7 protein-coding genes are annotated in these 14,638 nt (G+C 46.9%); 6 read left to right on the forward strand and 1 reads right to left on the reverse strand.

From position 1 onward, the window contains the following. The first annotated feature begins 5 nt into the window (after positions 1-5). From GO493_RS24585 to GO493_RS24595, 3 genes are read left to right on the forward strand one after another with little or no spacing between them, the layout of a single operon-like run. The gene (locus GO493_RS24585; protein WP_157308889.1) at positions 6-1,838 is read left to right on the forward strand and encodes a sodium:solute symporter family protein; all 1,833 of its coding nucleotides are present in this window, start codon (positions 6-8) and stop codon (positions 1,836-1,838) included. 23 nt (positions 1,839-1,861) lie between these two features. Next, positions 1,862-3,052: a glycoside hydrolase family 130 protein gene (locus tag GO493_RS24590; RefSeq protein ID WP_157308890.1), complete on the forward strand. Its 1,191-nt coding sequence runs from the start codon at positions 1,862-1,864 to the stop codon at positions 3,050-3,052. Beyond that, a complete protein-coding gene (locus tag GO493_RS24595) occupies positions 3,052-4,251 on the forward strand; it encodes an AGE family epimerase/isomerase (RefSeq protein ID WP_157308891.1) in 1,200 nt (399 codons plus the stop codon). The genes GO493_RS24590 and GO493_RS24595 overlap by 1 nt, the downstream gene beginning before the upstream one ends. Positions 4,252-4,320: 69 nt before the next feature. On the opposite strand, the gene GO493_RS24600 is transcribed toward GO493_RS24595, so the two are convergent. Further along, positions 4,321-5,379, reverse strand: coding sequence for an SGNH/GDSL hydrolase family protein (locus GO493_RS24600; RefSeq protein ID WP_157308892.1), 1,059 nt, complete (start codon positions 5,377-5,379; stop codon positions 4,321-4,323). Between the two features lie 201 nt (positions 5,380-5,580). Here GO493_RS24600 and GO493_RS24605 point away from each other — a divergent pair, with 201 nt between their 5' ends. The 3 genes from GO493_RS24605 to GO493_RS24615 form a co-directional block, all read left to right on the forward strand. Beyond that, the gene (locus GO493_RS24605) at positions 5,581-10,011 is read left to right on the forward strand and encodes a hypothetical protein (RefSeq protein ID WP_157308893.1); all 4,431 of its coding nucleotides are present in this window, start codon (positions 5,581-5,583) and stop codon (positions 10,009-10,011) included. A 5-nt stretch (positions 10,012-10,016) separates the two neighbouring features. Next, complete coding sequence (locus GO493_RS24610) at positions 10,017-12,101, forward strand: fibronectin type III domain-containing protein (protein WP_157308894.1); 2,085 nt, start codon at positions 10,017-10,019, stop codon at positions 12,099-12,101. Positions 12,102-12,105: 4 nt separating this feature from the next. Continuing rightward, positions 12,106-14,638, forward strand: a 2,533-nt coding sequence (locus GO493_RS24615; RefSeq protein ID WP_157308895.1) for a SprB repeat-containing protein, incomplete at its 3' end; no start/stop codon positions are given.

The raw sequence follows: 14,638 nt of genomic DNA on the forward strand, positions 1-14,638 counted from the left end.
AGCGAATGAAATTAGCAACAATAGACCTGATCATTATTTTCCTGTACCTGCTGGCCACTATTGTTATTGGCATAGCATTGAAGAAAAAGGCCAAGGCTAATAAGGACGCTTATATGCTGGGGGGAAAGACATTGCCCTGGTATATGCTGGGCCTCTCCAATGCCTCAGATATGTTCGATATCTCCGGCACCATGTGGATGGTAACGCTGGCTTTTGTTTACGGACTGAAAAGCATCTGGATACCCTGGTTATGGCCTTCCTTCAACCAGGTGTTCATGATGGTATATCTCTCTGCATGGCTGCGCCGCTCCAATGTTACTACCGGTGCTGAATGGATCAATACACGTTTCGGAAGAGGAAAAGGCACTGCATTGTCTCATACCATCGTAGTGATCTTTGCATTGATCAGCTGCCTTGGTTTTCTTGCTTATGGCTTTATTGGCCTGGGTAAGTTCGTGGAGATCTTTGTGCCGTGGAATGTAGTACAACCGTATTTACCTTTTACTATCGACGCACCTTATGTGCCTCATTTCTATGGAATCCTGTTCACCCTGTTTGCCGTGTTCTATGCGGTAATGGGTGGTATGACCAGTGTGGTATGGGCAGATGTACTGAAATACATAATAATGACCGTTGCGGCAGTCACTATTGCGGTGATTGCCTATACCAGCCTGGCCGGCCGTCAGCTGGAAGTACCTGCCGGATGGACCAATCCTTTCTTTGGCTGGAAGCTGGAAGATCTTGACTGGAGCAGCCGGATCAGGGAAGTGAACGAGAAGATCAAAAGCGATGGGTTTACGCTCTTTGGCGCTTTCTTTATGATGATGGTGTTTAAAGGCATTCTGGCCAGTCTTGCCGGTCCTGCTCCCAACTATGACATGCAGAAAGTGCTTAGCACCCGTTCTCCCAAAGAAGCCGCCATGATGAGCGGTATTGTGTCTGTAGTACTTATTCCTGTGCGTTATGCCATGATCATCGGGTTTGCTGTGCTGGCCCTGTTGTATTATGATCAGCTGAACCTCAGCACGGCAACAGGAATAGACTTTGAAAAGATACTGCCTTCTGCTATCAATAATTTTGTACCGGTAGGGTTAACCGGGCTCCTGCTGGCCGGCCTGCTCGCCGCTTTTATGGGCACTTTTGCTGGTACCCTGAATGCTGCCCAGGCCTATATCGTTAATGATATTTACCTGCGTTACCTGCAGCCGCAGGCTTCCAACCGCAGCATTGCCCGTATGAACTACCTGTCCGGTATACTGGTTACACTGGTCAGTATTATACTGGGCCTCTTTGCTAAAGATGTGAACAGCATATTACAGTGGATCGTATCTGCCCTGTATGGTGGTTATGTGGCTGCCAATGTGCTTAAATGGCACTGGTGGCGGTTTAACGGCAATGGTTTCTTCTGGGGTATGCTGGCTGGTATTGTGCCGGCCCTCATCTTCCCCCATATATTACCTGACATGCTGGAGCTTTATTATTTCCCGCTGATCTTCATCATGTCCCTTGCCGGTTGTGTCATAGGCACATATGCTTCTCCGGCGGCAGACATGGATACATTGAAACATTTTTATCGTACTGTACGGCCCTGGGGCTGGTGGAAGCCGGTGCATGAACAGGTTATGGCAGAGACGCCCGATTTTGTACCGAACAAAAAGTTTGGCCTGGATATGTTCAATGTAGTGATAGGAATTGTGGCGCAGGTCACGCTGACGTTGCTGCCCATCTATGCCGTACTTGCTATGAAAACTCCCTTGATAATAACCGTTGTCATCCTTGCGCTGGCTCTTTTGATACTGCGTAAAACATGGTGGAAACGACTTGATGAACAGAATTAAAATTAAAATCTTAACCGGATTATATGATGCATTTTAGAGAGCGTTTGACAGAACTGGAAAAGCAACACCAGGTGCTTGTTAACAGACGTAACGAGGCCCTCACACCCGGTAACGGTGTATACAGCAGGTACAAATATCCTGTGCTCACAGCTGCGCATGCGCCACTGGAGTGGCGTTATGACCTGAACCCTGCTTCCAATCCCCATCTTATGGAACGTTATGGCATAAACGGAGTGTTCAATGCAGGGGCCATAAAATGGAAAGGAAAATACCTGATGATGGCGCGCGTGGAAAGCATAGACCGCAAATCGTTCTTTGCTGTTGCAGAAAGTGATAATGGTATAGACAATTTCCGTTTCTGGGAATATCCTTCCATTATCCCTGAAACAGAAGATCCTGATACCAACATCTATGATATTCGCCTGGTGCAGCACGAGGACGGATATATTTACGGGCTGTTCTGTTCAGAACGTAAAGATCCTTCTGCGCCACCGTACGATCAGTCGGCCGCTATTGCCGAATGTGGTATTGTGCGCACAAAAGACATGAAGGATTGGGAGCGCCTGCCTGATCTTAAAACGCCTTCTCCACAGCAACGTAATGTAGTGCTGCACCCTGAATTTGTAAATGGCAAATATGCATTCTATACACGTCCGCAGGACGGGTTTATCAATGCCGGCACCGGTGGTGGTATTGGCTTTGGCCTGAGTGACAGTATGGAGAACCCTGTTATAACAGAAGAGAAGATACTGGACCCGAAGATATATCATACTGTCTATGAACTGAAGAACGGTCTTGGCCCTGCACCTGTCAAAACGGCAAAGGGATGGTTGCACCTGGCGCATGGTGTACGTAATACGGCCGCGGGATTACGCTATGTGCTTTATATGTTCATGACAGACCTGCATGATCTTTCCCGTGTTACGTATAAGCCAGCCGGTTACTTTATGGCGCCAGAGGGAGAGGAGAGAGTGGGGGATGTTTCCAATGTGCTGTTCTGTAACGGGTGGATAGCAGACGATGACGGCACCGTTTACATTTACTATGCCTCTTCCGATACACGTATGCATGTAGCCACCTCTACTATAGACAAACTGGTGGATTATGTTACTAACAGCCCGGCAGATGGCTTCAGGTCTGCCGTTACTGTCAATACCATCTGCAGGATCATTGACAGGAATAAAACAGTTGTTTCAGATACGAATCATCATTGATGGATAACAGGTTAGCGGTATATCGTAAAGAGCTTACAGAAGAACTGTACAACATCCTTCGCTACTGGCAGCAACACACTGTGGATGAGCATGACGGCGGGTTTTACGGTGGATTGAATAATGAGAATGAAGTACTGCCTGACAGCCCGAAAGGCGGTGTGCTCAATGCCCGTATTCTGTGGACCTTTGCCGCGGCTTATAAGTGTGATGGCGACAGTCGCTGGCTGCAGCTGGCAGACAGGGCGTACAATTACCTGTCTGATCATTTCCGTGACAGGGAATATGGCGGTATCTACTGGTCTGTTTCTGCGAAAGGACGGCCTTTGGAAACCCGCAAGCAGGTATATGGACAGGCATTTGCCATCTATGCACTAAGCGAGTATTACAGGTGTAACGGCAATAAAGAAGTGCTGGACTGGGCTGTCAATATTTATCAGCTGCTGGAAGATCATAGCTTTGATCCGGTGTTTAAGGGATATCATGACGCTTTTTCCCGCGAATGGCGGCATATTGACGACACACGGTTGAGTGAAAAGGATGACAATGCGGCTAAGACAATGAACACTCATCTGCATGTACTGGAAGCCTATACGAACCTGTACCGCGTATGGCCGGATGCCCGTCTGCGTAACCAGTTGCATCAGCTTGTAAAGATATTCATTGAAAAGATCATTGATAAACAGACCCATCACCAGGTATTGTTCTTTGACAACACCTGGAGACCGCAATCTACCGTAGTATCCTACGGACATGACATAGAAGCGGCCTGGTTATTACTGGAAGCGGCAGAACAGCTGGGCATCAGTGAACTGGTGCAACAGGTAAGGGAGATAGCACTTGCATTGGCCAATGCTACACTGCCCGGATTAGAAAGTAACGGGGGATTACGGTATGAATACGAGCCCGGTACAAAACATGTCAATGCTGAAAAGCATTGGTGGGTACAGGCAGAGGCAATGGTAGGTTTTTTCAACGCCTGGGAGATCAGTGGTAAAGAAGAATTTCTCGATCGTTCCCTGCAAAACTGGGACTTCGTAAAGCAACATATTCTTGACAGGAGTAAGGGAGAGTGGTTCTGGGGAGTGACGGATACGTTAAAGGTTATGCCGGGACAGGATAAGGCGGGTTTCTGGAAATGCCCTTATCATAACAGTCGCGCTTGCCTGGAGCTTATTCACCGCACCGGTAAATTTAAATGATTGATGATTACGCATAGTGTTTAGCACGTAATGAACAAAGGAGGGTCTTTGCAGGCCCTCCTTCTTATTTTACCATTTCTTTATTCTTTTGATACATGCTGTCAGTTCATCAGCTATCTGCTGGTGTTCTGCCAGATCAGGATGATCGCCACATCCGTTGTGATAACGTTTACTGAAGAAGTAACGGTATACATTTCTGTCTCCTTTGCTATTCACAGCATTTACAACTCCCATCAGGTAACGCTGTAATACTTTTGTCAGCTCAGCATCTGCCATAGGGCTGGTCAGGCAGATGATGGTGGCAGAAGGATAGTGCTTTCTCAAGGTGTCTATAAATTGAACATACGCTCCGCAGAAAGCAACAGAATCCTGTTTACCATCATTCTGTCCCAGGCATACTGTTACCACATCCGGCTGATATCTGCTGAAATCCCATTTAATACTGTCTTCCCGCATATTCACTTTATCAAATACCCTGGGCATGGTGATCTTCATGTCACAGCAACTGTGTATCAATCCTATACCTGATACCGAGCTGAGCTGCCATTGTGCATCTAAACGCCTGGCGGTGAGGGGGCCATAAGCCATATAGGCGTTGTTCTGATCATACCACTGGCCCTTACCACATGGTACAACAGAAAGGTCGCTACCCATACCACAGGTAATGGAATTGCCGATAAGCTCTATCTTCCTTGATGGTGGCGCAGGAAGAGGAAGCAGTGCCTTACATTGTAAACCAAGGAATTGAAGATAACCAATGCCAGCCTCCGTATTCTTGCAGATAGTGATGGTATGTTCTTCATCAGAAAGCCCCGTAGCAGCAGTAATAACATTGTGTTTTCCAGTTGTTTGTAAACGCTGTACAGGCAGGCTGTCTACTTGTATGGCAATATAATTATGTGAAGTGCCATATAATATTTCATCGTTTATCACCACATTGCAATAACTGCCTTTGAATTTTGCCCTGATATAAACTCCTGGTTGCCAGAACTTAGGAGCAGAAGCATCGGCCATGTCTATACGTCCTGTATATTGTATAAGCGGATTATTGGCTTTAAAAAAGGTAGTGTCTGCAGCTTTGGATTGTAAAAAAGAGGTGAGCAACAACAGCAAAAAGTATTTTTTCATTGCGGAATTTTATAAGCGAAAAGTATAAAATAAAGCTGATTTAACAGCATTTTCTCCAATCATTAAAAAATATCTGGCAGCTGATAACCAGTATATTAACGGGCCTAACGTCAAATGGTAATAAAATATTATGTTTATAGATAAATATATTCTTTATATTTATAACATGAAATAGTTTAAAAGGGACTATACAGTTGACCTATGAACAACCACAACCCTGTACCTGTATTTTACAGAATAGTACTTACACTGTTATTGTTTTTTCTGCCCCCGGTTTTTGCCCATTCAGCCGCCCGAGGCCCTGAGCAACCTGCAGAAGTGGACACATCGATCATCAAGGACGCAGAGAGCTATGCGCTGGGAGTTTTCGAGAAGATCAAAGCAAAAGGCGCTTTCGTAGAAGCGCTAAACCTGGAAAATATCGGCACCCTTCCCGTGGGACTGGTTAGGGAGATTAATGGCAAAGTATATGTCATTGCGATAGACAGTGTCCGGATGACGCCGAAAGGGGCGTATTTCAGCGCTTATTTCCGTTTTACCTTCCCAGGTACCAATAGTGAGCTGATCTTCGGCGGAAAGAACATCTTCTTCACGCCGGGAGGTATTGGTGCGGGCACCTCTACTAAACTTGTGCTGCTGAATAATAAGAATGTTCACATCAACGAACATCTTGATCTCCTTTTCCCGGGAGATGGCTCTAACTATATAGAGTGGGACTGTAACGGTTTCAAAGCTGCCAATCTGAGCGGCGTTTTTGAATTTGATAAAGGCTGGATAGAACCGGAAGATCCCAATGCCGATAAACTGCGCGCTTCCCTGAAGGTCAACGTACATGACCTGAATAATATCCTTGCTACAATAGATCTGCCGGCGTTTCATATCACCAGGCTGAAAGACTTCAGCTTTAAGGTGAAGAACGCTACCATAGATATGAGTGATATCGCCAATCCTGCTTCACTCAATGTAACCGGCGATATGGTGGACGACCCGGGCAACCCCTTGCTCTGGCGCGGCTTCTACCTGCAGCAGGTAGAAGTGGGATTACCATCGCAGATGGCATCTGCAGACGGGCGCCCTAAAGTAAGTGTTGATAATTTTTATATAGATGACCAGGGCGTTAGCGGTACCATCTCTGCCGAGAATATTGTAAAACTTGGCGGGGCCAGCGCCAGCGGATGGCCGCTCTCCATAGATAAAGTAGGGCTTAGTTTCAGTAAGAATAAACTGAATGGCGGTGTGCTGGGCGGGCAGCTTAAGGTTGCCTTCCTGGGTGAAGATCCCCTGGATTATGATGCTGCCATCAGCATGCGCAACGGAGATACTTATTACTCCTTTGCCCTGGCTACAACAGCCGAAAAGAAATTTGGCTTCTTTGCAGGAAACATCATCCTCAACAAAGGTTGCCGTATAGAAGTTACCAAAACCGATAAGGACTTCATTCCCAAAGCCACACTGGCCGGTAAGGTCGAGCTGAATAAGAGCGTGCTCAATATAAAAGGCGTAGCCTTCGAAGACCTGGTGCTCTCTACCCAGAAACCTTACGTGCACAGCGGTACTTTCGATATTGCCACTGCCGCCAGCGATTCAAAGATGGGCGGTTTCCCCGTAGGGTTTGATAAACTGCATATCGGCATATCAGAAGGTAAAGTGGCTATAGGAGCTACTGTGCGCCTGAACTTCATGAACTCGAGCGATAAAGGCTTTGGTGGCAGCACATCCTTCATAATCACTGCCCTGCAGGAAGAGAAGAAGGAAACAGTGATGGTGAACAACGCTCCGGTAGAAAAGACCTCCACAAAATGGAAACTGGATAAGGTAACCATCAATGAGATCAAACTGTCTGTAAAAGTGACGGCCTTCCAGCTGGATGGCTCGCTTACGATATTTGATGATCATCCTGTATACGGCAACGGCTTCAGAGGTTCCCTTGACCTCACTATTCCCGGGCCTGTACCGAGAGCAAAAGCTACCGCTTACTTCGGTTCCAAAGACGATTACAAATACTGGCACGTAGATGCATATATAGGTGTTACCATTCCATTACCACCCATGTTACAGATCACAGGGTTGATGGGAGGTATGTCCTATCATATGGAAAGACCTTCCGACTTTGATCCTTATGATACACGTAACTCACTGGACCAGAAAGGAGGCATGAAAGATCTCAGCGAGATCTTCCAGTACGTACCATCTAAAGATGCCGGTCTGGGCTTTATGGGAGGTGTATCACTGGCCTTCCTGTACGAAACGGTCGTGAATGCGAACGTAGCACTGGAAGTACAGTTTGGTACAGACGGAGGTTTCCGCTATGCACAGTTTGACGGCGCCGGTTATGTACTGCACGAAGCCGTGATGGCCAACAGCCAGGATGAAGCCAAAGAAGATGCTTCAGCACCAGCCTGGGTACAGTTCAGAATGCGCTTTGACAATGTCAATAAAAGCTTTGATGCCAACATGAAGACCTACATCAATATTGCTGGTGTAATTAAAGGTATTCATGAACGGGGCCTGGTAGGTGAAGCGGCATTCCACCTGGGCCAGGGCGACTGGTGGTTCTACATTGGCCGTCCGTCCAGCATGTTCGGACTGTCAATCCTCGGACTGGCAGAAACCAAAAGCTACTTCATGATGGGTACGAAAGTAGAAGATATGCCTCCGCTGCCAACAGAAGTGTCTGAAGTGTTTGACGATATCAATACTGATTTCATGGCCACCGAGAATGCCTTCAGCACTGGCCGTGGATTCGGTTTCGGTAACCACTTCAGGGCAGGGTTCAAGTTTGATTACGGCGTATATGGTGAATTTGCCATCGGAGCCGGTGCAGACATCCTGTTACGTAATTATGGTGAAGCAAGATGTAAAGGCAGTGGTAGTCCTTTAGGCTTTGACGGATGGTATGCTTCCGGTCAGGCATATGCCTTCCTGAAAGGTGATGTAGGTATCCGCGTAAAAGTATTTGGCCGTAAGCGCGGTTTCTCCATCGCAAAACTTTCTGCCGCTGTGCTCTTACAGGCAAAACTGCCTAACCCAAGCTGGTTCCGCGGTATGGTTGGCGTGAAATACAGGATACTGGGCGGTATGATCAAAGGTTCTGCCAGCATAAAGGTTGAACTGGGCTCACAGTGTGAGATTGTAGGAGCTAAAGAGCTGGATATACAGGTGATCAGCGAGATCAGACCGGAAAATGCAGTGGAAGACGTAAGTGTATTTGCACCTACCCAGGTTGCATTTAATATGGCGATAGGCCAGCCTTTTGAAATGCTCAACAACTTTGATATAGTATCTACTTACCGTATTAAACTGGATGAAATAAAACTGAAGAAAGGTGATACAGAGATCAGAGGCGAGATCACAGTAGAGCCGGATGGTAAATCCGCTACCCTGACTCAGCACGATATCCTGCCTCCGTTAAGCAAACTGGACGCCTCTGCAATGGTACATATTGAAAAACAGAGCGGCAGCAGCTGGGAGCCACTGAAAACGAACGATAAGGTAGAATATGAGACGAAAGCAGTGAGCTTCACTACCGGCGAAGCACCTAATTATGTTCCATGGGAGAATATCGCTTACGCATATCCCATCAGGAATCAATATAACTTCCTGCCAAAGGAATACCGCAAAGGTTACATGAAACTGAAGATCGGCCAGCCTTACCTTTTCACTCCTGTTGATGATGCAGGTAAGAAATGGAAACTAACAGCATCCTTCAACCCGCCACAGGGCGCACCGGTAGAAGGTACTGTTTCCTACGATCAGGGTGTGGCACAGATCAATTTTGATATTCCGGCAACCCTCTCCCGGGAGACGATCTATACTTACAGCATCATGCGCTCTTCAGCTGATGGTGAATCTGCTGCCAACAACGTGAATGTAAATGTAAATACAACAGTGGGCACAGACGGAGATACTACCTCCGTAGCACAGACCACACTGAAAGGCGATGCCAACTCCGGCATCAGCAAAGAAGTGATAGCCTGCACCTTCCGTACCAGCAGGTACACCACATTTGCTGAGAAGATGAGCGCAGTAACAGATCCGAGAGACCTGTTCGATGTGGCTACCGGTTATGTTGGTGTAGTAGGCCTGCGTTTTACAACGGACGAAACATTTGACAAGTTCGAGATAGAAGGAGACGGTTCATTCTCCACCAAACCGCTCATCCTGCTCAAAGCGGGACTGAACAACAGCTGGCTGCAAACGAAGATACTGCCCCTGTTGTACAACGGTTATCCGTTTGCACCATCACTTACCTTCTCCAGGGACCTTGCTACCACAGGTGGCATACCTCCGCTGGAAGCAGTAAGGCTGTATAATAATGATGACGCCACCATGTACAAACTGGAGGAAAGCGCTATAAAAGATGGTATTGCACTGAGCAAGCCCGGTCGCTGCCGCTTTATGTATTACCTGTCTTATGTAGCTCACGAGGATTACATGGAAGTACTTAACAAAGCAAGCCGCCTGTATGTGAATGGCGCAGGAGCATCCAATACGCGTATCGCTAACCTGCTGCAATCCATCTACCCGGACCTCCAGGGCAACATCTATTACCCGGTTGAGCTCCAGTACCGTTTACCTGGTTCCAACTATGTATCATCAACAATCACCAAGAGCATTTACTATAAATTATAAGAGTAATGTACCGTTCACTATTAGTCTGTTTGTTTTCAGTGCTGTTTGTATTGACAGGCCGCAGCCTGTCCTATGCCCAGGAGCAGTCTAAACATAGAATTGTTGGCGTTGCAGACCCGAAGCCGGACAAGATCAGGCTGCGCTGGTCGCCCGCCAGCTATATTGCCTGGGAAATGGGTAATAAATACGGCTATACCGTAGAGAGGTTTACCATTTCAGTGAACGGTGTATTGGTGAAACAGCCTCAGCCTGTGCTGCTCACTGCTCAGCCTATGAAGCCTTACACACTTCAGCAAATGGAAGCAGCTGCAGAAAAGAATGATCATATTGCCATGATAGCAGAGCTGATACATGGGGAAGGGGCTAAGAAAGTAACCCCGGAAGAAGGTATCGGCGCTTATTTTGAAAATCAGAATCAGAACGACTGGCGTATGGCAATGGCACTGTTGACCTGCGATTTGTCGCCTGATGCTGCAAAAGCTGCCGCCCTCTACATAGAAGATCCCAATGTGAAAAAAGGCGAGCGTTATACCTACCGTATTGCGCTGGCACAACAACCTAAGAACCTGGTGATAGATACTGCATATGTAGTAGCTTCTGTAGATGAACCACTGTTACTATCTCCTCCCAGGGAACTGGCTATTGTCTGCGCAGACAGTACCGCCACGCTTGGATGGCAGACAGCTTTTACCAAAAGCATGTATTCTGCATATGTAGTAGAACGTGCGTCAGACGGAAAAACATTCAAACCGGTATCAAACCTGCCCGTAATACCTACGGAATCTGATAAGAACGGTTTCTCCTACTACCAGGATTCTCTGCCTGACAATGATAATAAATATACTTACCGGATCAAAGGTATCAATGCTTTCGGCGAATATGGCCCTTACTCACAAACAGTGGAAGGAGTAGGCGTGCCGTCTATAGAAGACCGCCCCATCATGGATACCATGATCGTCATCAACAACAAGAAAATAGAACTGCGCTGGAAGCTGCCGGGTAAATTATCCCAGCAGCTTGACAAGATCATCATTACCCGCTCAGAAACCGGGAAAGGGCCATTCCTTCCCATTGCCACGCTGAAAATGGGTAAAACGCCTGTGTACACCTATACAGATGAAGCTCCTCAGAACAGTAACTATTATCGCATCAAAGGGCTTACTAAAAAAGGGAAAGCCGTTTATTCCTTCCCTTATTTTGCACAGCTGATAGACAGTATACCTCCTGCCATGCCACAGGGACTGGCAGGAAAGATAGACAGTACAGGCGTGGTGACCCTTACCTGGAAAAAGAATACAGAAAAAGACCTGCAAGGGTATCGTGTATTCCGTGCCAACAGCACTCAGGAAGAATTTGTAGAGGTGACACAGATTATACTGGACAGCACATATTTTACGGATACGGTTACACTGCATACCCTTACTTCTAAGGTGTTCTATAAAATCATTGCGGTCGACAAGAACTTCAATACATCAGATTATACACCTTACCTGGCACTGAAAAGGCCTGATACCATTGCACCTGTTCGTCCGCTTATCACAAAGGCCTATCGTTCAGACAGCCTGCAGGCTATTGTCCTGGAATGGATCAACAGCTCCAGCCGGGATGTGGTGAAGTATACACTGTTCAGCGTCAATGTAAAAGACAGTTCCCGTAAACAGGTAGCTGTATGGGATACACTGAACAAGCGTGAAAGGTATGTTGATACTGCGCTGCAGCTGGGAAATACCTACTACTATGAACTGACAGCATATGATGATTCCAACAACAAAGCTACAGAGCTGAGCGGTGAAGTTTGGTTTGAAACAGGTAAGCGGCCGGCTATTACCAGCTGGAACGGTAATGTAGATAAAGAAAAGAAACTCATCCGGTTAGATTGGCAATGTAAACAACAGGATGTTAAGAACTACAGGATATATCGCGCAAAAAATGACGGGCCTTTCACCCTTTATACTACACAGGACAGGGCTATAGCCACATGGGCAGACAATGAAGTTATTCTTGGAAATGTTTATAAGTATAAAATATTAGCTGTATTGAAAGGAGATGTTAAGACGTCGATGAGCAGGACAATTGAAATCAGATTTTAATGATATGAGGATGAAGCATGCCTACAGGGTATTGTTTGTTATTGGACTTTTTATAATTGCATACACAAAGGTTTCCGCTCAGGTAAAACTGAACGGCAACGTGACTATTTTTGGCCAGATCAACCAGGGAGCTTCTTATGATCTCGGTTATGGTCTTGGATTAAGTTCGAGCGGTAGCAGTGCTACGCCTGAATACTCTATGAGTACCACACCATTTGGACCAGGGTTAATTGTTGGCAGCACAGCTATTGATTATGCACCGCCTTATGTGATTATGCGTAATAGCGGTTCAGGTATGGGAGGATGGAGTACTGTAGGTACTTTTTATGTTTATATGACTGCATATCCTATACCTAGTATTGCCGCAGTCAGGGATGATATCCCCTTCTGGGGTCCTTACTTAAACTATAATAAATTTCAGGCACGTTGGGTATACACTATGATTCCACCTTACAAGCCTACTGTTTATCCCACCGGAACTATTTGTGGAGATAAAACTGTTTCACTGACTTCATCTCGAAACTGGGCCATACTGACTGATAGTTATGTTACAATGACCGTTGTATGGGAGTACAGTATCGGCACTACAAATACTTGGAAAGGCATTGATTCTACAAGGCCATCCTATTACCTGGATTTCACTCTCTCAGATAAGATCCCCGAGATCCGTACATCGAAACAGAATGTCCGGTTCCGCTGTCGTACTAAAGCCCAATATAGCGACAGGGTATATTATTCTGCCTATTCTGAGGCATCTGACTATATAGAGGTTATTCCCGGACCTCCGCGGGTAAACACTGCGCTGATCTCCACTACCAAAACCTGTATAGGAGACAATGTTGGTACAATGACATTGCCGGGGACCGGTATTACCAGCTATTATAGCACGATGCGCTGGATACTTCGCCCAGGCCTTACCCCTGATCCCTGCGATCCGGGACTTGGCACAGGCGTATCCAACTGTGGCGATGAATTTGACTGGAGTGAAGGCACTGTTCCGGTGTCCGGAGGCATTTCCATCAGTAATATTCCCAAAGGGGATTATTCCTTATGGGTACTTAACCCAGGAGTGGAAACAGGTAACTGCTTCAGCTCTTATCCCGTTACCATAGGAGAATTTGACGCACTGACCGCTACAGAGAACACAGCACAACATGTAAACCTCAGCTGTTATAACAGTGCCGATGGCAAAATAGGTGTTACGGCCGCGGGAGCAGATCCCGGCGGCACATATTATTTTACACTGTTATCCGGCAGTACGGTGGTTCGCGCCAGGCAGGCGGGTACCGGCGCTACCATGCTGTGGCAGAACCTGCCCGCAGGTACCTATAAGGTACAGGTGGAGAACAGTACCTGTACCAGGGTAGCTGTGGTAGATAATATTGTACTGACCCAGCCTCCGTCTATATCCGGATCTGTTACTTCTGCACAACCTACCTGTATTACACCCGGCAATGGCAGTATTACAGTTACTGCTTCGGCTACAGGAGGCACAGTAGCTAATTATACATTTAACCTGTTGAAAGGGGGCGTATCAGATCCGCAATCTGCAACAGTAGCAACAAATACACGCACATTCTCGGGCCTTGCAGGAGGTACCTATACAGTACAGGTCCTGAACGCAGATAAGCCGCTTTGTACAGGATGGTCTTCCAACGTGACGCTGAATGTGATAACACCGCTTACGTTACAGCTCAGCTCCCGCGATTCTGTAAGTTGTAACGGAGGTAGTGACGGCCGCCTGCAGGTATCAGCTACGGGAGGCTCCGGCCTTTATCGGTATACATTAGGCACTACTACCAATACTACAGGGCTCTTCACCGGTCTTGCCGCAGGCACATATACAGTAAAACTGAAGAACCAGGATGCTACCTGTAATGATGAGGTATCTGCCAGCTTTACCATATTCCAGCGTCCTGCATTAAATGTGGTGTTACAGAAAACAGATATTATCTGTAACGGAGCTATGAATGGGATACTGAAAGCAATTCCCAACGGAGGTTCCGGCAGTTATAAATATGGCTGGCAACAGCTGAAGAACGGTGTGTGGACTACCAGCAGCTTCTGGTTTAATACAGATCAGCAGATAGAAGGACTGGAACCAGGAACCTATCGCGTTATTATTACTGATGATAAAGCTACTGGTTGTTCTGTCACTTCATCGCAGGTCACTATCGCAGAGCCTGCGGCAGTACAGATCACCAATGTTTCCATTCGCGAGGCTGTCTGCCTGGCAGATGGAGCGGGTATGACAATGACAGGAACCGGTGGCGACGGTAATTATACCTATACATGGTCACTTGACGGCACTAACTACCAGCCATTCACCTCAGCTACAAAGTTCACAGTTGCCGGTAATTATCAGCTGCGCCTGACAGACGGCAAAGGCTGTTATGCAGACGCTGCCCGGTCATATACTATTACCTTGCCAGCTACAGCACTGGACTTTACTACCCAGCTATCTCATATCAGCTGTAAAGATGCCGGAGATGGAAAGATCACGGTGACCGCTACGGGTGGTAACGGTGGCCCTTATA

The organism is Chitinophaga tropicalis (assembly GCF_009758205.1).
Lineage (GTDB): Bacteria > Bacteroidota > Bacteroidia > Chitinophagales > Chitinophagaceae > Chitinophaga > Chitinophaga tropicalis.

What these genes read in the sequence shown, in the direction of transcription:
- GO493_RS24590 (WP_157308890.1), top strand. Translation starts at nt 1,862, where the DNA reads ATGATGCATTTTAGAGAGCGTTTGACAGAACTGGAAAAGCAACACCAG.
- GO493_RS24595 (WP_157308891.1), top strand. Translation starts at nt 3,052, where the DNA reads ATGGATAACAGGTTAGCGGTATATCGTAAAGAGCTTACAGAAGAACTG.
- GO493_RS24585 (WP_157308889.1), top strand. Translation starts at nt 6, where the DNA reads ATGAAATTAGCAACAATAGACCTGATCATTATTTTCCTGTACCTGCTG.
- GO493_RS24605 (WP_157308893.1), top strand. Translation starts at nt 5,581, where the DNA reads ATGAACAACCACAACCCTGTACCTGTATTTTACAGAATAGTACTTACA.
- GO493_RS24610 (WP_157308894.1), top strand. Translation starts at nt 10,017, where the DNA reads ATGTACCGTTCACTATTAGTCTGTTTGTTTTCAGTGCTGTTTGTATTG.
- GO493_RS24600 (WP_157308892.1), bottom strand. Translation starts at nt 5,379, where the DNA reads ATGAAAAAATACTTTTTGCTGTTGTTGCTCACCTCTTTTTTACAATCC.